The sequence below is a fragment of the Chitinophaga caeni genome, assembly GCF_002557795.1.
Lineage (GTDB): Bacteria > Bacteroidota > Bacteroidia > Chitinophagales > Chitinophagaceae > Chitinophaga > Chitinophaga caeni.
Genome location: NZ_CP023777.1, coordinates 2344937 through 2366643, shown reverse-complemented (window position 1 = coordinate 2366643; position 21707 = coordinate 2344937). Strand labels below are relative to the sequence as shown.

Genomic DNA, 21707 nt, shown 5'->3' with positions numbered 1-21707 from the left:
AAAGATAATACGCCGAGGATTAATTTCCCGTGGTAGTAGCAGTTCAACTATTCCAAATCTCCCATGAGGCCTCCGCTTGCAAGATCAGCATTTCATGACCGTTCTTGATCTGTGCGCCTCGTGCTGCACCCAATTTTAAGAACTTCGTTTCGGCCGGGTTGTAAACCAGGTCGTACAGTAAATGGTTAGAATCAAGGTATTGGTAAGGAATCTCCGGCGCTGCGTCCAAGTTAGGGTACATGCCGAGCGGGGTTGTATTGATCAACAAAGTATGCGTGGCTAATAGTGAAGGGCTGATATCAGCATAAGTAATATGCTCCCCGGCAGCTTTGCGGCTCACCGATTTATATGGTATGTCTTGTTGTTCCAGGACGTATTGAACAGCTTTCGCGGCCCCGCCTGTTCCAAAGATTAATGCCTTTTTATGATGGGGTTTTAACAGGGGTAATAAAGAGTTTCCAAAGCCGATTACATCGGTATTATAGCCTTCCAATACCCCGCCGGGTAATACCTTGATACAATTTACGGCCCCGATCCGTTGAGCGGCAGGGGAAAGGCTTTTCAAATAACGAATTACTTGTTCCTTGTAAGGTATCGTAACATTCAAGCCCTTGATACCGGGATGCGCTTCCAATAAAGCCGGGAAATCTTCGATGGAAGGAATCGCGTAATTTTCGTAAATGCAATCCTGTATATGTTCCCTCGAAAACTTTTCAGTGAAAAAACCTTTAGAAAAAGAATGACTTAAAGGATAACCTATCAAACCGTAGATATTCATCAATTGGAAATTAACGATAACCAAAACAAGGAGCGATTTCCTAGGGCGGCACGAGTTAAAAACCCGTGCCGGCAGGAGGAAATTATAAGTTAATTACTCTTTATCAAGAAAAAGGTGGAATGTATCTCCCCTCAAACCGATACGCATAGCTTCCAGGGCTATTACCTCGTGGGGGGCAAGATTACCGAGGTTCACGTTGCAACCGATCAGTTCCAGGAAATACAATTGCTGCGCTTTTTGGGGCGCTTCCCAAATAATTTTTTCAGAAGGTATCTGGGTTAATATCTCTTGCACTAAACCTTCCCTCACTTCCCCGCTACCGCGGTAAATACCTACATTACCACTTTCCCTTGCCTCTGCGATCACGTAGCTGGCGCCTGCGCTTAATTCGGCGCTCATCAATTCGATCCATTTATACGGCGGGATGATGTGTTCTGCATCCTTGGAACCCACTTCACTCAACACGGTCCCATAATTCGCTAATTTCTCGATATAACCGCATTTTTCAGCATGGGGAATGGTAATAGAGCCATCACTTACTTCCATATAGCTAATGCCATAATCTTGAATCACCTTGATATAATCTTCAAATTGATTCCTGATCAAGAAAGCTTCAAATAAGGTACCACCGAAGTAAATAGGGATATTAGCAGCTTGGTATAGCTCGATTTTCTCTCTAAGGTTAGGTGTCACGAAGGAGGTACCGAAACCCAACTTCACGATATCCACATGCGGTTCTGCAATGGATAAAAAGTTCTTTGCCTCTTCAACGCTCAAACCTTTATCCATAACCATGGTAAGGCCTGATTGACGTGGTTTCGCGGTACGTTGCGGGATTTGCGAAAGGTTAAAATTCATTTTGAAACATGTTTTTCTTCTAATAAGCCATAAAGGCCAATTCATTTACCGATGCTAGTTCATAGCAGTTACCGTATCAAAAAATCATCCTCTATAATACACGGGGACAGCTCCAAGTTGGTAAGATAGAAAATCGCCGCAAAAATAAGAAGTATCATGAATTGAAAGGGAGAAATATTATTGCTACCTTTTTTTCTTGTACTGGGCAACCAGTTCAACGACCCCGGTATGTTGTAAAATCGCCGGGTCAAGTTCCAACAATTTCTTCAATACTTTCGGTGCCATCTGCAAGGCGGTTTCCAAGTGTAATAATCCTTCCTTGGTCCTACCGGTAGCAATATAAATAGCAGCCCTGTAATATACGAAAACAGGTTTTTTGCCAATTTTACCCTCTGCCAGTTCCAATTGTTCTAGTGCGTCATCGAAGTAATCGCTTACATACAGCCCACGGATTAAAGACAGGCGGGCATTTATGCTACCCGGGCGAATCCTTATTGCATTCACGAGGAAGCCCAGGGCCTCTTTATTTCTTTGCAATTCCAGCAAGCAGCCTCCCATCGACATATTGTATTCCGCGCTCTGCTTATTTAATTTCATCGCGCTTTGTAGAGATTTAACTGCATTTTCCCAGTTCTGCTCCAACATGTAAGCGACTGCAATCTTGTAGTACAGCTTATCATCGGTTGGATTCAAATGCACCGCTTTCCTGTAATAGTAGCGGGCCTGGGTGTACCGGCGCATTTTTTCAAAGCAATAACCGATAGCTTCGTAGATCACATCTTCGGGCTTCGCAATTTCCAGGTGCTTTTGCAATACTTCTATGGCCTCGTTGTACTTACGCAGGCGGATATAGGCATCGCCGATGTTACGGTAGGCATAATCAAATTTTTCATCGATTACGATCGCGTATTGATAAGCATCTATTGCTTTTTCGTAAAGTTTAAGTCCTTGGTAAGCCGTGCCCAGGTTAAACCAGGCGAGATGGTTGTAAGGGTAATCATCGATGATCTGGTTATGAAGGCGGATACTTTCCTCGTTCCTACCGGTAAACTCGGTCCAGAAGCCGATTTTATGTAGCGCTTCTTCATTATTAGGATCATGCTCTAAAACCATTTTCAGGCAATCGAATACCTTTTCAAATTCTTCCCAATCGTCGTACACATCTGCCAGTTCCAACAGCAGGTCGGTCCGATCTTCACCGGAGAATTGATCCAGGTGCGCTTCTAAAAGTTGGGCAGCTTTTTTGTGTTGATTTAAAGCCAGGTACGCATCAGTTTTAAGAATATATAAGTTAATGTCGTTACTATCTAAAACTGCTGCCTTATCGAGTAAGGCCAATGCTTCCTTGTATTTCTTGGCGTCTAAAAGAAGGCTAGATTTTTTCAAGAGTAATTGAGAAGAGAATGGGAACTGCTCGATGGCCAATTCCGCTGCCTGCATGGCATTATTTAATTCGTCGTGCTCGTCGTAATAATCGATGATAAGTTCGAAAGAATCCTCGTCCAGGAAGGAATGAGAACGCCCCTCCCTTAGATTTTCAAATTGTTGAAGCAAGTCCCTCAAATCTTCAAAATCCTCGTTATGCTCGTTAAATGATGGGAAATCGTGATTCATTAATTGTAAATATAGGTTAAATACGACTACCAACAAACCTGCATTTTCCACCGTTTTTCCACCGGGAATACCACTTTTAACTTTTTTTTAAGAAAAAATGTTATTTAGCGTTAAGAATCTGTTATGATAGTAAATTTTTCGTATATTTGTGCCATAATGAAAAGCATATTACATAAAACCAAATCTTTATCCTTGTCTTTCCTGTTGATGGGAGGCTTGCTGTTTACTGCTTTTCAAGCTCGGGCAAACGACAATGATTTGCCTAGCGACAACGACAAAGACAAGATCGCGAAAAAAGCGGACGAACGTCTTTATGCCCCTAAAACCAAGCTGAGCATGGATGCCGGCTTTACTTACAGCGGGATGCTGAATTCCGAGTTTAAGTTATCCTCTTACAAACCGAGTGTACATTTCTTAAATACGTCTTCCGCTCCGGCAGCGTCAAAAAGCACGAATGCTATCTTCGTATTACCTAACAAGGTTCAATTACACAACCAGTTAGATATGCAGAGATATCACAAAGTTCAAGTTGTTTTGCCGCTTTCGCTGAAAAGGAAATAAAGATATTCGTAAAAAATTCAATGGGTTGATTCAAACAGAATCAACCCATTTTTTATGTAATCATAAATTTGATTTTATTTATTCCCCGGCTCCACCATTTACCCCCTTAATTTCTTTAACTCTTCTTGCGAGATCTCCTTGTAACCCGACGGTGTATCAAAAATTGATGCCGGCACGGGACCAATCTCTAAAGAGGTGGCCAATACCTTGATCTTGGCATTATTTTTCGCGGGAATTTCAAACTCCAAGGGAAAACCTTTCAGGTTCACGAAACGCCTGTTATAAAGCTTGTTTTCCGGGGCTATGTCGACCGTGTAAAATACCTCGAACTTGCTTCCGTCCGACATGATACCAATGGCCTTGCGGCATTTATAACCGGCTATTTCCTTCTCTTCCGGCTGATCCACAAACTGGATTTTACGGTACTCTTCCAATTCCTTTTCAAACTCCTTTTTATTCGTCCGTATCATATATTTATCACCGTGGTTATCTATCATGATCAACATGGTCTTAGTACGGGCATTGCTGATATAGATATAATTCACCACGTTAAAATTCATATCGATCCGGCTCATGTTTCCGCGGACGTATTGCACGAGATGGCTGTTATTTAACATGGCATCCATTTGCGCCTGTTCTGCCGGTAATTCCATCTTGTAATAGATCTTCAGATCAGATACGAGCCTTTGCGCGTAAACGAACTGTATACCGCAGACTAATGCACAAACTATGAAGGTAATTTTTTTCATATTGCTTTAGTTTCATAGGATAATGGTGAAAAATGCGTGCCAAATGCTATAAGCCTTTACCAGCTTGGTTTTTCTTTATTTAAAAATGCTGCAATGCCGGCTTTACAATCGGGATGTTCCCGGGTACGCGCATTTTGCGAAGCGGCATATTCTAATGCGGCTTCTAATGGCAAATCTTGCACCTTGGCGATCAAGCTTTTCGTGGCGGCCAATGAATTTGTAGAAGCTTGTTCGCACAGCCCATTGGCGAAATTGGTGACATGGGTACGGATTTGGGCCGCATCTACAACTTGGTTGACCAAACCCAGGTCGGCCGCTTCGGAGGCATCTATCAAATTGCCCCGCAATAGCAACTCACGGGCCTTTCCTTCCCCTATCTTACGGATTAGGAATATGGACACGATCGCCGGGATAAAGCCGATTTTGACTTCCGTATAACCTATTTTAGCGGCGGGTACCGCGAAACAAAAATCGCAAACCGTTGCCAAACCGGCCCCACCTGCAATTGCATGCCCTTCGGCCATGGCAATCACCACTTTATTTAACGTGTAAATCAAGGAAAATAACGCCTTTAACTGCCTTGAATCTTCCAAATTTTCCCCGAAGGAGTTTTGTTGTAATTGCTGCAAGTACCCCAAATCGGCCCCGGCACAAAAAGCCTCCCCTTTACCTTCCAGGATAATTACTTTCACCGCTTCATCCGCTGCGGCCGCTTCAAATGCATGGGTTAATTCCGCGACAACTTCCCCGTTCAAGGCATTCCTCTTTTCCGGCCTGTTCAATGCAATCCAACCCAATCGACCTGATACGGTGTAGTCTATATACGAATAGGTCATGTTTAGATGATATTTATCGGTAATCTTCCCCGGTAAGGTACGATTTATTTACTTAGTTTAACTGGCTTCCCTTGCCTCATTTCCCCATGCATATTTTTCTGTCATCCCGCTTTATTTATTTGATATATCAATATAAATATCAAAAAAATACCCGGGCAATTCCACCCGGGTATTTTTTATAAATAATTATTTATTCGTGATATCAATTATCGGTTCCCCGATACAAGCATTCGGCATCTGGATATGCAATAATGCGGCCACCGTCGGCGCGATATCAGTCATATGAACGGTACGGTTAGAAGCACCCTTGCGGATTCCCCAACCCATCCATACCAGGGGAATATGCGTATCGTACGGGTTCCAAGATCCGTGGCTGGCGCCCGAGGACCCACCATAGTAAAATCCAGGGTTTAAAATTACCATTAAATCACCACTACGTTGAACATTGTACCCCCTCATCAACATGGATTTCAAAGGTTCTACCAACGGGGCATCGCCCCATTTTTCCTCATCTATGACATTGGCTACGCCTTCGTATTTTCTTAGTTCCGGAACGAGTAAGGCCTTAACTTCTTCCATCGTTTTGCCGGCTGCTGAAATAGCGTCGTAATCAAAATATACCTGGTAATTCGTCATGGATTTTACCAACTTAGTAATGCCCAGCTTCTCATTGGCGAGGTTGTTTACATACCTTGTAAAATTACCGGTACTCCAACCCCCACCCGGTATGTTATGCTGGTTTGCAAAACCACCGATATGGGCAACGCCGTGATCCGCGGTTAAGAATACCGTATATTGACCTTTACCGATCTCGCTGTCGAGATAATCGAAAAAGGCGCCTAAATCTTTATCCAATCTCAAATACGTATCTTCTGTTTCGATGGAGTTCGGACCAAACTGGTGACCAACATAGTCGGTCGATGATAAACTCACCACCAGCATATCCGTTACGGGACCTTTACCCAGTGCATAACCTTCCAAGGCGCGCTTGGCAAACTCAAGCGTGTAGCTATTACCGAACGGCGTAGAACTTAAAGTTCCTGCACTGGCCTTGGTTAAATCGTGGGGGAAAGTAGCCGCATCGGCCCCTTTAAATTTGCCTTCAAAATCCTGGTCATCCGCGGCGCTTTGCACATAGGTGTCGATCGGGTACAAAGTGTTCCATGGCTTGGATAAATATTTTTCCGGCCATTTTTCATCGTTGAATTTTTTAGCGAATGCCGGTAATTCTTTCATATAGTAAGAAGAAGAAACAAAATTCCCGCTTTTGCCATCATACCAAAATGCAGCATTAGCGCTATGGCCCGCCGGTAGGATGGCGCCGCGATCCTTGATCGCTATGCCAACTACTTTACTTCTGAAATTAGTCGCTAAACGCAATTCATCGGTTACGGTAGTGGCTAATAAATTTTTAGGGCTCATTTGCCCCGCATCTGTTCCTGAACCAACTGTCTGAACACTTTCATCTTCCACGCAATAAATCGTCCTGTTTTTCTCCCTGCTAAACCAGGAATTCCCCATAATCCCGTGCAAAGCCGGTACGGAACCGGTATAGACGGAACTATGCCCCACCGCCGTGATGGCAGGTGTATAAGGAATAAAAGTATTCTCACATGTAAACCCTTCATTAACAAGGCGTTTAAAGCCCTTGGTGGAATACCTGTCATAATAACGGTACAGGAAATCCCAACGCATTTGGTCTACAACGATTCCGACCACTAACTTGGGCCTTTCTAATTGGCTAGATGCATGATTGTTAGATACAGTCCTAACTGTTCTCTGCGCGAAAATCCCTAAAGGTGACGTAAATAGGAGGATCCCGGCGAGTAATTTAACCCGGTTCATCATGATAATGTAAATGGTTTAAAGACAAAAGTAAGTCCTAAGTTTACAAAAAATAAATATTTAATACCTTTGTACCCGAATTTTGCTAACTTTTAATCTAAAAATAATTTTCAACAACGACAATATGGATATTTTCGAGAAGCTATTGAAAAGCCTGGGGCCTATTGGCCAGCACTCTGACAGGGCACACGGCTATTTCGCTTTCCCTAAATTGGAAGGAGAAATTGGAAATAGAATGACATTCAGGGGCAAGGAGAAGATCGTTTGGAGCCTAAATAACTATTTAGGTTTAGCCAATCATCCGGAAGTACGCCAAGCTGATATCGACGCGGTAACGCAATTCGGGTTAGCTTACCCGATGGGTGCCCGCATGATGAGTGGTAACACCGATTATCACGATCAACTGGAGAAAGAGTTATCCGAATTTGTACAGAAGGAAGATACCATGTTGTTGAACTACGGTTACCAAGGCGTTTTGAGCGCTATCGATGCCATTTGCGGCCGTAGGGATATCATCGTGTACGATGCTGAAAGCCATGCTTGCATTATCGATGGTGTGCGTTTGCATCCCGGTCACCGGTACGTATTCAAACATAATGATGTTGCAGATTGCGAAAAACAGTTGCGCCGTGCTACGGAATTAGCAAAAACGAGTGGCGGTGGTATTTTCTTGATTACCGAAGGCGTGTTCGGAATGGGCGGCGACCAAGGTAAATTAAAAGAAATCATCGCGCTGAAAGATACTTATGACTTCCGCATCCTGGTTGATGATGCCCACGGTTTCGGTACCATGGGTAAAACCGGCGCCGGTACCGGTGAAGAACAAGGTTGCCAGGATGGCATCGACCTTTATTTCTCCACTTTTGCCAAATCCATGGCTTCTATCGGTGGATTCATCAGCGGTAATAAAGATATCATTACTTACCTGCGTTATAACATGCGTTCGCAAATCTTCGCGAAATCATTGCCGATGCCTTACGTATTGGGTAATTTGAAACGCTTGGAACTGCTGCGTAACAAACCGGAATTAAAAGACAAGCTGTGGGAAAATGTTAGGAAAATCCAACAGGGTCTCAAAGATAACGGCTTCGATATCGGCGCTACCGATACCCCGGTGACCCCGATTTACATGAAGGGTTCTATCCCGGAAGCTACGGCCATGTGTTTGGATCTGCGTGAAAACTATAACGTATTCTGCTCTATCGTGGTATACCCTGTAATTCCGAAAGGACAGATTATTTACCGGATCATCCCAACGGCAGTGCATACAGATGAAGACATCGAGCTGACTTTAAAAGCATTTAAAGAAACCAAGGCGAAATTGGATGCCAAGGTGTACGATGTGGCCGAAATTCCGTTGACTTAAGCGATTTTTTCGAGATATTTTGATGTAGAGCCAAGGCATGCCTTGGCTCTACGCATATATGGGCGTATATGGGCACAAAAAAACCCCCGATAAAAATCGGGGGCCATCATACACCAAAACAATCTTACGGTTTTTTATCGCAAGAAAAGCAGCTCTCTGTACTTGGGTAAGCCCCAAATCTTGTCATCAACCAAGAACTCTAACTTATCAGCATGGTAGCGGATAGTATCGAAGTAAGGCTGTTTGATCTTCTCGCAGTAATCGATCGCTTTCTGGCGGCTATCATCCAATTTGTTGGCTGTTTTGCGCGCCTCAATCATCGCCTGTACTGTTTCACTGATGACGTTGATATGTTCAGATATTTTTGTCGCAATTTGCAATTGCGCCTTGTATGCACTTTCAGGGAAACCGTTTTCTTTCAGCCCTTTAATGTTTACCAACAACTCGTTCATGTAACGAACGGCCGACGGTAAAATATTATTGGTAGCGATTTCACCGATTACACGGGCCTCGATCTGTACTTTCTTCACGTAATCTTCCAACAACACTTCGTGGCGGGCGTGTAATTCTTTCTCGTTATAAACACCCGTTTCTACGAACAACTGCGTAGCTTTAGGCGTAACGAATGCATCCAATGCGCGCGGGGTTGTTTTTACATTCGGTAAACCTCTTTTCTCTGCTTCTTTTTCCCAATCTTCGCTGTAGCCATCACCTTCGAAAAGGATTTTTTCAGAATCCACGATGTATTTACGCAAAGTTTGCATAATCGCGATCTCCTTTTTCTCCCCTTTCTCGATCAAGCCGTCTACTTCGGTTTTGAAATTTTGTAAAGTTTTAGCCATAATCGTGTTCAACACGGTCATAGCGGAAGCACAGTTTGCAGTAGAACCTACCGCGCGGAACTCGAACTTATTACCGGTGAAGGCAAATGGCGAAGTACGGTTACGATCGGTGTTATCCAACAACAACTCCGGGATATGACGGTGCAAGTCCAATTTCAAGATAGCTTCGTCTTGCTCGTCAAACTTGTTACTTACACGGGTTTTTACTTCCTGCAATACTTCGGAAAGATATTTACCGGTAAATACCGAGATGATTGCCGGGGGCGCTTCGTTAGCTCCTAAACGGAAATCGTTGCTAGGGGAAGCGATAGAAGCCCTCAACAAATCAGAATAATCATGTACTGCCTTGATCGTATTTACGAAGAAAGTCAAGAACATGAGGTTTGTTTTTGGCGTTTTACCGGGTGCCAACAAGTTAACACCGGTATCGGTAGCCATGCTCCAGTTATTGTGTTTACCGGAACCGTTGATGCCAGCGAATGGCTTTTCGTGGAACAAGATACGCAATTTATGACGTTTTGCAACCTTGCTCATCACATCCATCAACAAAGAGTTGTGATCCACGGCGATATTAACCTCTTCAAATATAGGAGCGCACTCAAACTGGGAAGGCGCCACCTCGTTATGACGGGTTCTTAAAGGGATACCTAATTTATAAGCTTCTTCTTCGAAATCGCGCATGTAAGCATACACCCTTTCAGGGATAGAACCGAAGTAATGATCTTCTAATTGCTGTCCTTTAGCCGGCGCGTGACCAACAACCGTACGGCCGCACATCACCAAGTCAGGACGCGCATTAGCCATAGATTCGTCAACCACGAAATATTCTTGTTCCCAACCCAAGGTAGTAGTCACCTTGGTGATATTTTTATCGAAGTAGTTACAAACATCCACAGCAGCTTTATCTAAAGCGGCGGTAGCTTTCAACAACGGCGCTTTATAATCGAGCGATTCACCGGTGTAAGCTACGAAGATGGTAGGGATACATAATGTCTTACCAGCACCCTGGTCGATGATAAATGCGGGGGAAGAAGGATCCCAAGCAGTATATCCCCTAGCTTCGAAGGTAGCACGGATGCCGCCATTCGGAAAACTAGAAGCATCGGGTTCTTGCTGAACCAAGGCATCACCATCGAAAGTTTCGATCGCGGTACCGTCAGATTTCAACGTAAAAAATGAGTCATGTTTTTCAGCAGTGGTGCCAGTAAGGGGTTGAAACCAGTGGGTATAGTGGGTAACACCTTTCTTCATTGCCCAGGCTTTCATGCCGGAAGCAATTTGGTCAGCCATTTTACGCTCGATTTTGGTACCAGCCTTGATAGAGTTCATCAAACTCTTATAAGCCTCGTCGCTCAAAAACTCGCGCATTGTTTTGGCAGAAAAAACATTACTACCGAAGGCGTCGGTGATCTTGCCGTTCAGTTCGGTTTTTAGTTTTACATCTACGCCGGTTAATCCTTCCAGCGCTGTTAAGCGTAAAGATTGCATGCTGTGAGAAATTTTATACAAAAAAACATTCAATAAATTTAAAAAGCAAGAAAGTGTTCAATTTTAGACAAAAAATTACAATCAGATTGAAAAAAGGTGCATTTTTTTGCGATTTAACCAAAAATTTCGATTGATCCGGCAAAATTTTGTGTACATTATAAAATTTATAATATGTTTTTAAAAGGATTTTCGCTTGTATGATGCCCGATTTATTGATACAGATCATATTTAAGGGGCATTTGCGTCGAATCGCGAATTTCGATGGCGGGTGGTCGACCTATTATCATAATATATTAATATATAGGAGAAAGGATCGTTGCTTCTTGTCAATTGACAAGAAATCTCGTAGGTTTGCATCTTCTTTTTAAATCGTTAAAGTTACATGCAAACCACAGTAGAAACAGCCGAACAACTAGGCTTAACAGCAGATGAATTTGAACGTATTAAATCCGTAATGGGCCGCACGCCCAATTTCACGGAGCTCAGCATGTACTCCGTAATGTGGAGTGAACACTGTAGCTATAAAAATTCAATTGTTTGGCTCAAGACTTTACCCCGGGATGGCGACCGCCTTCTTGTAAAAGCTGGAGAGGAAAATGCAGGATTAGTGGATATCGGTGATGGATATGCTTGCGTATTTAAAATCGAATCGCATAACCACCCTTCTGCCATCGAACCGTTCCAAGGAGCTGCCACGGGGGTTGGAGGTATCCACCGCGATATCTTTACCATGGGCGCCCGCCCGGTCGCGGCACTCAACTCGCTCCGCTTCGGTAACATCAACGATAAAAAAACTCAGCATCTCTTAAAAGGCGTTGTACACGGTATCAGCCATTACGGTAACTGCTTCGGCGTGCCGACTGTTGGTGGCGAGGTGTACTTCGAAAATTGCTATAGCACCAACCCATTGGTAAACGCGATGAGCGTAGGTATCGTAAAGGTTGGTCAAACGGTTTCCGCAACCTCTTACGGTGTGGGAAACCCCGTATTCATCGTAGGTTCCGCGACCGGTAAAGACGGCATCGGCGGTGCATCTTTCGCCTCCGCTGATATCACAGAAGAAAGCGCACAAGATTTACCTGCCGTGCAGGTGGGTGACCCCTTCCAAGAAAAGAAACTGTTGGAAGCTTGCTTAGAAGTTATACCAACCGGCGCTATCGTGGGTATGCAGGATATGGGCGCTGCCGGTATTACCTGCTCCACTTCCGAAATGAGCGCTAAAGGCGAACATGGCATGGACATTCAACTGGAGAAAGTGCCTACCCGCCAAGAAAACATGAAAGGCTGGGAAATGTTGCTGAGCGAAAGCCAGGAGAGAATGTTGATCGTGGTAGAAAAAGGTCGTGAAAAAGAAGTGTTGGACATCTTCGAAAAATGGGATCTGCATTGCGTACAAATCGGCGAGGTAACCGATTCCCCTAACTTGAAATTTTACATGGATGGGGAACTGGAAGCTGAAGTGCCTACAGAAAGCATGGTATTAGGTGGCGGCGCCCCTCAATATCACCGCGCATACGTAGAACCGGCGTATTTCGAAAAATTTAAATCCTTCGATATCCATTCTATCGCGGATGTGAAAGATGCTAAAACCACGGCCGAAAAATTGATTCAACTCCCTAATATCGCTTCTAAACGCTGGGTATATAATCAATATGATAGCATGGTAGGTACTGCTAATGCCAGTACAAACGCCCCGAGCGATGCTTCCATCGTTTTAGTAAAAGGCACCAAGAAAGCCTTGGCTTTAACAACGGATTGTAACAGCCGCTACGTATTTGCCAACCCGCAAATCGGGGGACAAATTGCCGTAGCTGAAGCAGCCCGCAACATCGTTTGCAGCGGCGGTGAGCCGGTTGCAATTACGAACTGCTTGAACTTCGGTAATCCTTATGATCCCGAAGTATATTATCAATTCGTATACGCTATTAAAGGTATGGGCGAAGCTTGCCACAAGTTCGGTACGCCTGTAACCGGCGGTAACGTAAGTTTTTATAACCAATCTCCGGACGGCCCGGTTTACCCAACCCCCACAATCGGGATGTTGGGCGTGTTAGATGATATGTCTACCCGCACCACGTTGAACTTCAAAAATGAAGGCGATTTAATTTATATCGTGGGACGTAGTTACAACGATATCGGCAGCTCGGAATATGTGCATAAGTTGTTGAACATTGAATACAGCCCTGCCCCGCATTTCCACATCGAGGAGGAATACCAATTGCAACAAGCAATCAGTAAAGCTATCAAGGCCGGTTTGGTCGAATCAGCCCACGATGTAAGCGAAGGTGGTTTATTTACAACATTGCTGGAAAGTGCGATGGTGAATAAAATCGGTTTCGATGTTAAAACCAATAGCCATTTCCGTAAAGATGCTTACCTGTTCGGTGAAGCTCAAAGCCGCGTTGTTGTTTCTATTAACCCGGCTAATAAAGAGAAGTTCGAAGCCTTATTACACGGCTTGGTAGATGCCAGCGACCATTCTGTTCGCTACGAGCAGATCGGTACCGTTAAAGGTGCTAATATCGTGGTGGATGGCGAAAATTGGGGCGCTACAGCCAGCTGGAAAGAAAAATACGATACCGCTTTAGAAAAGCATTTTAAACAATAATATTTCCTGTTTTCAAGGAAGCATAATATTATTTCTGCAAATCTACGGAAGCCTCCCGGCATTGGGGGGCTTCTTTATTTTTATAGAGATGCCAATATGAATTGCGTGGGAAAATATGCAGGGGATTCCGCTCGATAAATCCTAATGCATCCTAAGTGCATTGAACCGCAACTCAGAAACTTGAACAGGCGGGAATTACAACCGGTGTATTTTATTATTACCAGGGAGCGGGATTGCCGCACCTATTATTTTCAATTCCGCAGGGCATTTGCATTAAGTGATACCCGCGAGCTGCTTCTTTACCACTTTCCCTTTAGGTTTCAATAAAGTTCTTCTTAATAAAATTACCGTCCCGGAAAGTGATAATATTCCAGGCATTAAACCGAATAAGCTATAAACAATCTTAAGAAAGATCCCCCCGTAATTTCCAAAATGTAACGGTTTAACTGCCGCAGCGAATTTTTGAGAAAATGAAGCATTATTAAAATCTAGGACCTTTACAACTTTACCGGAAGCCGCATCTACCTGCACGCCCGAGTTATATTCCCCGAAAAACTTCGTACCGCCCTGGTTGCCCATTACTACTACGGGCCCGCCTTCAGCTTTAGGTAAACGGATACCCAGTATATTAAGATCAGGCATCGCTTGTTTCGCGATCTTGTAATAATCATCGAATGCCAAGCGGTGAGCTCCATAACCTTGTATCACGCTCATATCCTTCCGGGCATTCACAACTTTTACCTGCATCAAGATCCCCGTTACCACGATGAGCAAGTTGAATACAACCGACCAAACGCCGACGATCCTATGCAAGTTACGCCACCTTCTTCTTGGGTTTGACCATTCTAACTTCGATTTAAATGCCAATACTTTCCCGAATGATTTACGGTAAATTATAATCCCGGTAACTAGGGATATTAGGAAAATGCCACCGATGAACAATTGTACCATCGCACCGCTTTTCCCTGCCAGCAACGTAAAATGTAAATACAGCAACCAGCCAGTAAAATAGCCTTTGTTGGAACGGGTGCCAACCACTTCGCCCGTATAAGGATTCATCAAGATGTAAACCTTGTGTTCAGGACCGTATTCCGCTCTCAAGATGACCGGTTCACCGGGATTTTGCGGTAAGCGCAAAAAATACATAAATGGGTGATGCCCAAGGTAAGCTTTTGCATTGCTATAAAGCTTTTCCAAGGGTTGAGGCTCAGCACCGTTTACCGGCAGGTGAAATAATTCGCTGTTCATAGCCTCATCGATTTCATCACTAAAAACGAGCACACTCCCGGATAAACTCAAAAGCAGGAGAAAAACTCCTGCTATGATTCCAGCAACGCTATGTATTTGAAATATGTTCTTCAATATTAGAATTTGTAATTATAAGTTAGATTTACACGGGTGCCGGTTCCTTTCAAATAATTCTGTCCACGGGCGTCCCACTGAGAATAAACGAGGTAATAATCCTTGTTGAATAAGTTGTCAACGCCCAGTTGCAAGCTGCTGTGCGTATCGAAATCAAAGCTACTGTAAAGATTAAACAACGCGAAAGCAGACACGGGGCCTTTTCCATAAGTATATGTACCGGAAGTACTTGGCTCGAAGCGATCCCTGTTGCCGGCATATAACATCTGTAAACGTACGTTCCATTGGCGTAAAGGTTGATAACGGATGTACGCGGTCAATTTGGGCGGTGCAATTTTTTCTCCTCCCATGTAAACATCTTCCGCATCATTATATTTTCCATTCTTATTGATATCTAGTTTCCCTTCAATATAAGAATATGAGGCACCCATGCCCATGTTCTTCAAAATCCTTACATCGGCAGCCATTTCAAAACCATAGATCTTCTGTGGATCCCTGGCAATCTGGAATTTACCATCTACTTCCACGTAGTTGGCACCCAACTTAGATGTGCTGATATAGGTATTTGCTTCATAGCTCACCGGCCCGGCAGTTCCGCTGAAACCAAATTCATAGTTATTGGCAATTACCGCTTTCGTATTTAATAATGCAATCGTATTTTCTTCGGCAGAACGTAAAATCCTACCTAGTTCATTTACAGAAAAGCTTTGAGAATAGCTGATAAACGGTTTAAAATAACCCAGTTTGTTATAACGTAACCCGGCATTAAACACGAACGCATTGTAGTCGATAGTACCGCCTGTAACCGGGACACCACCTACATCGTACGCACCCGTTTTAGTATTCTTAGAAACGATCGTTGTAAAATCAGGAACATCGATGTTGATATTTTCGTAGCGGGCGCCGGCTTTGAATACAAAATGATCCCAGAATGTTGCTTTCAATTGGGCATAAGGAGCTATGTTTTTCATATCCATTTGTGGCACCCATAAGCGGCCATCCGTAAGGGATTGATCGGTTTTATCATTCAAAACATCCAAACCGTAAACGATCTCGGATTGAATATTGCCTCCAAGATTAAACGGCGTAGCCAAGTTAATCCGCAAGCCTCTTTTCTTAGAATTGATCTGCGATTGACCACCACCTTCCCAAGAATCTGTCCAATAATAAACGGTATTAAAATCTTGGAAATAAAGGTTTACATCCAGGTCGGTGTTACCAACAATTTGCCGGGATGTATAATGCAAACTCCCGTTATGATTATACGGGGTGCCTTCCGGGTCGCCCAGCCTTTTGCCCAATACTCCCGTAGCCGGTTTGGTGGGATATACACCATCAACCGCTACATAATCGGAACGCTGTTGGCTACCGAAAAAGTTATACATTAACTCGACCCGGTTTTTATCGTTGACCTGGAAACCCAGTTTTGTAAAAGCATTCCACAATTGCGTTTCGCCTAATCCGTATGTCGGGGAAATGACGGTTCCATCGGCATCTTTATAAACGCCAGTTTGTTCATAATGGCCGGAAACAACGAAATCGAATTTTTTATAATTGCCGGAAAGCAATTGTCCCAAGTTAAAACCACCCGTATGTTGGGCATCTTTCAACTGGGTATTTAAACCTAATGTAGTTTTCCCACTTAAGCCGGATTTATTTCTATCAGCTTTCTTGGTAATGTAGTTTATCAACCCTCCATCAGCGCCATTACCGTAAATAGCGGTGGCCCCTTTGATCACCTCCACCCTTTCAATGGCCGAAGGATCAATGGTGCGGATATCACGTGCGCCGTTCCTGAGCGGGGTGGATTGCGGGATACCATCGATCATCACCAAAACATTTCTACCACGGAGCGTTTGCCCGGAATTACTAGTTTGGTTGCTGCTGAAACCGAGACCGGGAACACTGTTCATCAAGATATCGGAAATATTATTACTGATGGATTTCTGTATTTCTAAATCTTTCGGGGAAATGATAGTAACCGAAGAAGGCACCTGGTCCAAGGTTTCTTGTTTACGGCTCGCTGAAACGATGACTTCTTGTAAGCTACCGTTTGCCGGCAAAACAAATTGAATATCTTGCTTTCCCCCGGCTGATATTTCTATCTTTTGTTCAATGCTTTTAAATCCTACGCTGCTGATCTTGAAAATAACCAGTCCAGGTTTGGCTAATTGAAGGATAAAAGCGCCGTTGCTATTTGCTATGGTGCCAGTCTTTTCGGAAGGGATGCTAATGTTTGCAAAAGCAACAGGACGGCCGTCCTCCGCTTTTACCGTACCTTTAACAACAATCTCTTGTGCTTGCGCAATGCAAGCCATTGCTATGATTCCGGTCGTAAGTAAAAATTTGCGCATGTTGTAGTGTATAAAATATAGTGGCGCAAAGGTAGTTGCCGGTTACTACTCATAAATGACGTATCGGGAAAAGCAATAATCAAAACGGGAAAAATTCTTGGCCAGGTGAAACTCCCGTGATAATTCAAATCCTAGATTGTCACAGTATTCTTTAATTTAACAAGCCATTAACAAAATACAACTTTCGTGTTATTCGCCATACTTAAATACTTAGTTATCTTTATTATAGAGAGAATGTAGAGAATTGATATTCCTCACAACAAACAGCAAATACACCATAATATTGTATACACCAAATATGGATATATATAAGATATTTCCATATTCTATGAGAAGCAAATTAAACCTTACCATGTCCGAATGAGATCCATTTTACACCTAGTGAAAGAAGGATTATTGAAGGGAATCGATTGCAATCGATTCCCTTTTTATTTTACATAAAATGCTGCCTTTCCAACCTGTTTTACCTAAATAACTCATTATCAATAATTTCATAAATACAATTTTTTTTCGTATCTTCATAATTCGCGTTAAATCCCGCGTATACATATAAACTAATATTAATTACAATGGATAGCCTAAAGGATTATTATCCAATTTATTCATTAACCCTCCCACTCCTGTAAGAACAACTCGCGGTGTTCCGGCATGGAGTCGGATACAAACCCCTGGGTATCATGTTCAAATTTATCAACAAATTATTCGAAGGATTTAAATCATCCAAAAACAACCATCAAGGTTATAATTATCCCGTCGGTGCAGATTCAATGCCTACCGTTACGGATGTACACGAAGATGGGCAAGACAAGAGGATCAGTAGGATCAGCGCCCGTTATTACAAAATAATCCGTCGCCAACCGGATCACCACGCCGTGGGTTTCCCGAGGTAGGATAAAGCGGGGCGCGCAATGAAATGTTAAAAGTTAGGGTTCTTTAAACCTTCAAAATAATTTCATGTCATAGATCTACAAAACATTAGACTATGAAGAAAATTATCATCGCTTGCCTATTTATGGCTTACTTGCCAGTAGCCATGGCGCAACAGAAGAAAGCCCGCCCGATGATGGATACCAGCGGCCTGCACCTCAGCACAGCCCAAAATGAACAAATTCAGCAACTCAATAAAAAATATTTTGCAGAAGCAAAAAAATTGAGAGGTGACTCTTCCCTTTCCAGGCAACAACGGATGGAGAAAATGAAAGGCATGGAAAAAGATCGCCAAACAGGCTTGAAGGGTATTCTCAGCCCGGAACAATACAGCACCTTGTCGCAAAACCGTAAGGCTAACATGGACAAGATGATGAAACAACGCCGTGACCATATGCAGCAAGATCGCAAAATGCAACATGCCGACATGAAAAAAGACTGGAAAGATCTCGGCTTGAATGCCGACCAGGAAGCTAAACTGAAAACCATCAATAAAAATTATCATGATGGTATGCAAAGCGTGATGCAATCATCTACCCTCAGCGAGAGCGATAAAAAAGCTCAAATCAAGCAGCTGAAACAAAAAAGGAAGGATGAAGTAAATGCGGTATTAACACCGGAACAACAAGCGAAATTAGCCCAGCAAAAGAAAAAACATAAGGGCAACAAAAGATAAGAGTGAGGTATAAAAGACTTTATGCCTTTATAATGGCTAAATGTTCTAACCAGTGTATATGAAAAAGAGCGCTTAAGTAGCGCTCTTTTTCTATAAATAAACTTACCGAATAATATAAGGTACTACTCAATTTTGAAAGATTCCGTGAACTTGGTCGTGAAATTACCTTGGCGGAAATCTTCATTCCTCATCAATTGCTGGTGGAAAGGAATCGTAGTTTTCACACCTTCAATCACGAACTCGCTCAATGCACGTTCCATCGTATTGATAGCTTCCTCTCGGGTTTGAGCGATCGTGATGATCTTAGCGACCATCGAATCGTAATACGGCGGAATTACATAACCTGCATAAATATGGGAATCCACCCTAACGCCATGCCCACCGGGAGTATGCAATACCGTGATTTTGCCCGGTGATGGACGGAAATCATTGTGAGGATCCTCCGCGTTGATACGGCATTCGATCGCGTGCATTTGCGGGATGTAATTCTTACCTGAAATCGGTATACCGGCAGCGATCTTGATTTGTTCTTTAATCAAATCAAAGTTGATCACTTCCTCCGTTACGCCATGTTCCACCTGGATACGGGTATTCATCTCCATGAAGTAGAAATTACGGTGTTTATCAACCAGGAACTCGATGGTACCTACACTCTCGTAATTAATAGCGGCAGCGGCCTTAATGGCAGCTTCCCCCATCTTCTCACGCAATTCAGGCGTCATGAAAGGAGAAGGAGATTCTTCTACCAATTTCTGGTGACGGCGCTGGATAGAACAATCCCTCTCGCTAAGGTGGCAAACTTTCCCGTATTGGTCGCCCGCAACCTGGATCTCGATATGGCGCGGCTCTTCCACGAATTTCTCCATGTAAATACCGTCGTTGTTAAATGCGGCACGGGCTTCATTTTTGGCCATATTGTACGCATTCTCCAACTCGGATTCTTCCCAAACAACGCGCATCCCTTTACCACCGCCACCGGCAGTAGCTTTCAGGATAATCGGGTAAGTCATTTCCTTGGCCAGTTTCCTAGCTTCGTCCATACTTTGTAATAACCCTCCTGAACCCGGGATTACGGGTACGCCCGCGGCGATCATCGTTTCCTTGGCTGTCATCTTATCGCCCATCTTGCGGATCATATCCGCGGTTGGGCCGATAAACTTGATACCGTGTTCGCTACAAATTTCAGCGAAGCGGGCATTTTCAGCCAGGAAGCCATAACCTGGATGGATGGCGTCTGCATTAGTAATTTCAGCCGCCGCCATGATATGCGGGATATTGAGGTAAGAGTCGCTACTTTGCGGTTTTCCGATGCAAACAGCTTCGTCGGCGAAGCGAACATGTAAACTGTCGCGATCAGCAGTTGAATAAACCGCCACCGTTTTGATACCCATTTCTTTACAGGTACGGATAATGCGCAAAGCGATTTCCCCACGGTTGGCAATCAATATTTTTTTAAACATTGTTATTGATAATAGTTTATAAAAAGTGTAAAGTTGAAAAGTGAAGCAAACTTAGCTCGAACCCGGCAAAAATAATAGAACAGGGTTCGGCAGAAGTGTCATCCACCTTTCAACTTTATAACAAGTTTATGGTTCAACTAAGAATAGCGGTTGATCGTATTCTACCGGAGATGCATCATCTACCAATACTTTCACGATTTTACCGCTTACTTCGCTTTCGATTTCATTAAACAATTTCATCGCTTCGATGATGCAAACTACTTTACCGGGAGCTACATCATCCCCGACATTCGCAAATGGCGGCTTATCCGGACCGGCGGAGCGATAGAAAGTACCGATCATTGGAGATTTGATGGTAATCAAGTTGCTGGCAGGAGCCTCGGCAGCTTTAGGTTTTTCAGCAGCAGGAGCGGCAGCGGCAGCTTGTACAGGGGCTGTTGCCGGGGCAACGGCTTGAACGGGAGCGGCAGCTACTGGAACAGTTACGATCTGTTGAGTTGTTTCTTGCTCTTTTTGTTTTATCGTAATCTTAAACTTTTCTTGCTCAATGCTCAGTTCACTGATATTAGACTTATTAACAATCTTAATCAGCTCCTGGATCTGTTTAAAATCCATGTAAACAGTTTTTGGTTTAGAAATTTTAGTTATTGGACTAGGTATGATCTACTATTCTTTTACTCTTTCGATGTAGTCACCTGTTTTGGTGTTAATACGGATCAATTCACCTTCATCGCAGAAAAGCGGTACCATCACGGTTGCACCGGTTTCAACGGTGGCTGGTTTCAAGGTACGTGTCGCGGTATCGCCTTTCATCCCGGGTTCGGAATAAGTAATACGCAAAACGATCTTGTCTGGTAGTTCCACGCTCATCGGTTGTTCTGTTTCGGTGTTGATCGCAACATTCACTTCTTGGCCTTCTTTCAAGAACTGTGGAGCATCCACCATATTTTCTGGCAATGCGAGCTGCTCGAAGGTTTCGTTATCCATGAAATTGTAACCGGTATCATCTTGATACAAGAATTGAAAAGCTTTCTTTTCAACGCGAACCGGGTAAATGGTATCACCAGAGTTCCAAGTATGCTCGATTGAACGGCTATTGTCAACCCCCTTCAACTTTGCCCAAACTTTGGCAGCGGCACGGGCGGTCTTATTCTGTCCAAACTCTACGACAGAATATAAACTGTTATCCAGTTTAATGATTAATCCTGTCCTGATATCTGCAGTTGTAGCCATAAAAAAATGGTGACTAATTTAAAGTTAAAAATTAATTAGGATTGCAAAAGTAAAAATTAAATGATATGTACAAACATAGTTTGCCAATTTTACAACGAAATACATTGAATTTGGCTTGATTTTCGTACTTTTTTCTCCTTGCTGCGTAAA

General features: G+C 43.4%; 17 protein-coding genes. 5 read left to right on the top strand and 12 right to left on the bottom strand.

Annotation, left to right across the window (positions count from 1 at the left end):
* Positions 1-43: 43 nt before the first annotated feature.
* The 3 genes from COR50_RS10040 to COR50_RS10030 form a co-directional block, all read right to left on the bottom strand.
* A complete protein-coding gene (locus COR50_RS10040) occupies positions 44-778 on the bottom strand; it encodes a shikimate dehydrogenase family protein (protein ID WP_098196174.1) in 735 nt (244 codons plus the stop codon).
* Between the two features lie 93 nt (positions 779-871).
* The gene (locus COR50_RS10035; RefSeq protein WP_098193863.1) at positions 872-1636 is read right to left on the bottom strand and encodes a phosphosulfolactate synthase; all 765 of its coding nucleotides are present in this window, start codon (positions 1634-1636) and stop codon (positions 872-874) included.
* Positions 1637-1819: 183 nt separating this feature from the next.
* On the bottom strand, positions 1820-3250 hold the full coding sequence (locus COR50_RS10030) for a tetratricopeptide repeat protein (protein WP_098196173.1): 1431 nt from the start codon (positions 3248-3250) through the stop codon (positions 1820-1822).
* 156 nt (positions 3251-3406) lie between these two features.
* On the opposite strand from COR50_RS10030, the gene COR50_RS10025 reads away from it, so the two are divergent.
* Positions 3407-3811, top strand: coding sequence for a hypothetical protein (locus tag COR50_RS10025; RefSeq protein ID WP_098193862.1), 405 nt, complete (start codon positions 3407-3409; stop codon positions 3809-3811).
* Between the two features lie 98 nt (positions 3812-3909).
* On the opposite strand, the gene COR50_RS10020 is transcribed toward COR50_RS10025, so the two are convergent.
* The 3 genes from COR50_RS10020 to pafA all read right to left on the bottom strand — a co-directional run bounded on the left by COR50_RS10020 (position 3910) and on the right by pafA (position 7244).
* Complete coding sequence (locus COR50_RS10020; RefSeq protein ID WP_098193861.1) at positions 3910-4560, bottom strand: DUF4412 domain-containing protein; 651 nt, start codon at positions 4558-4560, stop codon at positions 3910-3912.
* Positions 4561-4616: 56 nt separating this feature from the next.
* The gene (locus COR50_RS10015; protein WP_098193860.1) at positions 4617-5396 is read right to left on the bottom strand and encodes an enoyl-CoA hydratase/isomerase family protein; all 780 of its coding nucleotides are present in this window, start codon (positions 5394-5396) and stop codon (positions 4617-4619) included.
* 186 nt (positions 5397-5582) lie between these two features.
* Positions 5583-7244: an alkaline phosphatase PafA gene (pafA, locus tag COR50_RS10010; protein ID WP_232516343.1), complete on the bottom strand. Its 1662-nt coding sequence runs from the start codon at positions 7242-7244 to the stop codon at positions 5583-5585.
* A 121-nt stretch (positions 7245-7365) separates the two neighbouring features.
* Here pafA and COR50_RS10005 point away from each other — a divergent pair, with 121 nt between their 5' ends.
* Positions 7366-8607 carry an aminotransferase class I/II-fold pyridoxal phosphate-dependent enzyme gene (locus COR50_RS10005; RefSeq protein WP_098193859.1) on the top strand — a complete coding sequence of 414 codons (1242 nt, stop codon included), beginning with the start codon at positions 7366-7368 and terminating at the stop codon, positions 8605-8607.
* Between the two features lie 134 nt (positions 8608-8741).
* On the opposite strand, the gene COR50_RS10000 is transcribed toward COR50_RS10005, so the two are convergent.
* A complete protein-coding gene (locus COR50_RS10000) occupies positions 8742-10937 on the bottom strand; it encodes a glutamine synthetase III family protein (protein ID WP_098193858.1) in 2196 nt (731 codons plus the stop codon).
* A gap of 382 nt (positions 10938-11319) precedes the next feature.
* On the opposite strand from COR50_RS10000, the gene purL reads away from it, so the two are divergent.
* A complete protein-coding gene (gene purL / locus COR50_RS09990; RefSeq protein WP_098193856.1) occupies positions 11320-13545 on the top strand; it encodes a phosphoribosylformylglycinamidine synthase subunit PurL in 2226 nt (741 codons plus the stop codon).
* Positions 13546-13818: 273 nt separating this feature from the next.
* Here purL and COR50_RS09985 read toward each other — a convergent pair whose 3' ends face one another.
* Together COR50_RS09985 and COR50_RS09980 are read right to left on the bottom strand one after the other, a co-directional pair.
* Positions 13819-14907 (bottom strand): PepSY-associated TM helix domain-containing protein, encoded by a 1089-nt coding sequence (locus COR50_RS09985; RefSeq protein WP_157760729.1) that lies wholly within the window; start codon positions 14905-14907, stop codon positions 13819-13821.
* Positions 14908-14909: 2 nt separating this feature from the next.
* Positions 14910-17261: a TonB-dependent receptor gene (locus COR50_RS09980; RefSeq protein ID WP_198405819.1), complete on the bottom strand. Its 2352-nt coding sequence runs from the start codon at positions 17259-17261 to the stop codon at positions 14910-14912.
* A gap of 677 nt (positions 17262-17938) precedes the next feature.
* On the opposite strand from COR50_RS09980, the gene COR50_RS09975 reads away from it, so the two are divergent.
* On the top strand, positions 17939-18151 hold the full coding sequence (locus tag COR50_RS09975; RefSeq protein WP_098193854.1) for a hypothetical protein: 213 nt from the start codon (positions 17939-17941) through the stop codon (positions 18149-18151).
* 92 nt (positions 18152-18243) lie between these two features.
* Positions 18244-18864, top strand: coding sequence for a hypothetical protein (locus tag COR50_RS09970; protein WP_098193853.1), 621 nt, complete (start codon positions 18244-18246; stop codon positions 18862-18864).
* 122 nt (positions 18865-18986) lie between these two features.
* Here the strand turns inward: COR50_RS09970 and accC are convergent, their stop codons facing one another.
* The 3 genes from accC to efp form a co-directional block, all read right to left on the bottom strand.
* A complete protein-coding gene (accC, locus tag COR50_RS09965) occupies positions 18987-20324 on the bottom strand; it encodes an acetyl-CoA carboxylase biotin carboxylase subunit (RefSeq protein ID WP_098193852.1) in 1338 nt (445 codons plus the stop codon).
* A gap of 126 nt (positions 20325-20450) precedes the next feature.
* On the bottom strand, positions 20451-20939 hold the full coding sequence (accB, locus tag COR50_RS09960) for an acetyl-CoA carboxylase biotin carboxyl carrier protein (RefSeq protein ID WP_098193851.1): 489 nt from the start codon (positions 20937-20939) through the stop codon (positions 20451-20453).
* A 51-nt stretch (positions 20940-20990) separates the two neighbouring features.
* A complete protein-coding gene (gene efp, locus COR50_RS09955; protein ID WP_098193850.1) occupies positions 20991-21557 on the bottom strand; it encodes an elongation factor P in 567 nt (188 codons plus the stop codon).
* Positions 21558-21707 lie beyond the last annotated feature (150 nt).

What these genes read in the sequence shown, in the direction of transcription:
- COR50_RS10035 (WP_098193863.1), bottom strand. Translation starts at nt 1,636, where the DNA reads ATGAATTTTAACCTTTCGCAAATCCCGCAACGTACCGCGAAACCACGT.
- COR50_RS09970 (WP_098193853.1), top strand. Translation starts at nt 18,244, where the DNA reads ATGAAGAAAATTATCATCGCTTGCCTATTTATGGCTTACTTGCCAGTA.
- efp (WP_098193850.1), bottom strand. Translation starts at nt 21,557, where the DNA reads ATGGCTACAACTGCAGATATCAGGACAGGATTAATCATTAAACTGGAT.
- COR50_RS10005 (WP_098193859.1), top strand. Translation starts at nt 7,366, where the DNA reads ATGGATATTTTCGAGAAGCTATTGAAAAGCCTGGGGCCTATTGGCCAG.
- COR50_RS10040 (WP_098196174.1), bottom strand. Translation starts at nt 778, where the DNA reads ATGAATATCTACGGTTTGATAGGTTATCCTTTAAGTCATTCTTTTTCT.
- COR50_RS09975 (WP_098193854.1), top strand. Translation starts at nt 17,939, where the DNA reads ATGTTCAAATTTATCAACAAATTATTCGAAGGATTTAAATCATCCAAA.
- COR50_RS10030 (WP_098196173.1), bottom strand. Translation starts at nt 3,250, where the DNA reads ATGAATCACGATTTCCCATCATTTAACGAGCATAACGAGGATTTTGAA.
- pafA (WP_232516343.1), bottom strand. Translation starts at nt 7,244, where the DNA reads ATGATGAACCGGGTTAAATTACTCGCCGGGATCCTCCTATTTACGTCA.
- COR50_RS09980 (WP_198405819.1), bottom strand. Translation starts at nt 17,261, where the DNA reads ATGCGCAAATTTTTACTTACGACCGGAATCATAGCAATGGCTTGCATT.
- COR50_RS10025 (WP_098193862.1), top strand. Translation starts at nt 3,407, where the DNA reads ATGAAAAGCATATTACATAAAACCAAATCTTTATCCTTGTCTTTCCTG.
- purL (WP_098193856.1), top strand. Translation starts at nt 11,320, where the DNA reads ATGCAAACCACAGTAGAAACAGCCGAACAACTAGGCTTAACAGCAGAT.
- accC (WP_098193852.1), bottom strand. Translation starts at nt 20,324, where the DNA reads ATGTTTAAAAAAATATTGATTGCCAACCGTGGGGAAATCGCTTTGCGC.
- accB (WP_098193851.1), bottom strand. Translation starts at nt 20,939, where the DNA reads ATGGATTTTAAACAGATCCAGGAGCTGATTAAGATTGTTAATAAGTCT.
- COR50_RS10020 (WP_098193861.1), bottom strand. Translation starts at nt 4,560, where the DNA reads ATGAAAAAAATTACCTTCATAGTTTGTGCATTAGTCTGCGGTATACAG.
- COR50_RS10000 (WP_098193858.1), bottom strand. Translation starts at nt 10,937, where the DNA reads ATGCAATCTTTACGCTTAACAGCGCTGGAAGGATTAACCGGCGTAGAT.
- COR50_RS10015 (WP_098193860.1), bottom strand. Translation starts at nt 5,396, where the DNA reads ATGACCTATTCGTATATAGACTACACCGTATCAGGTCGATTGGGTTGG.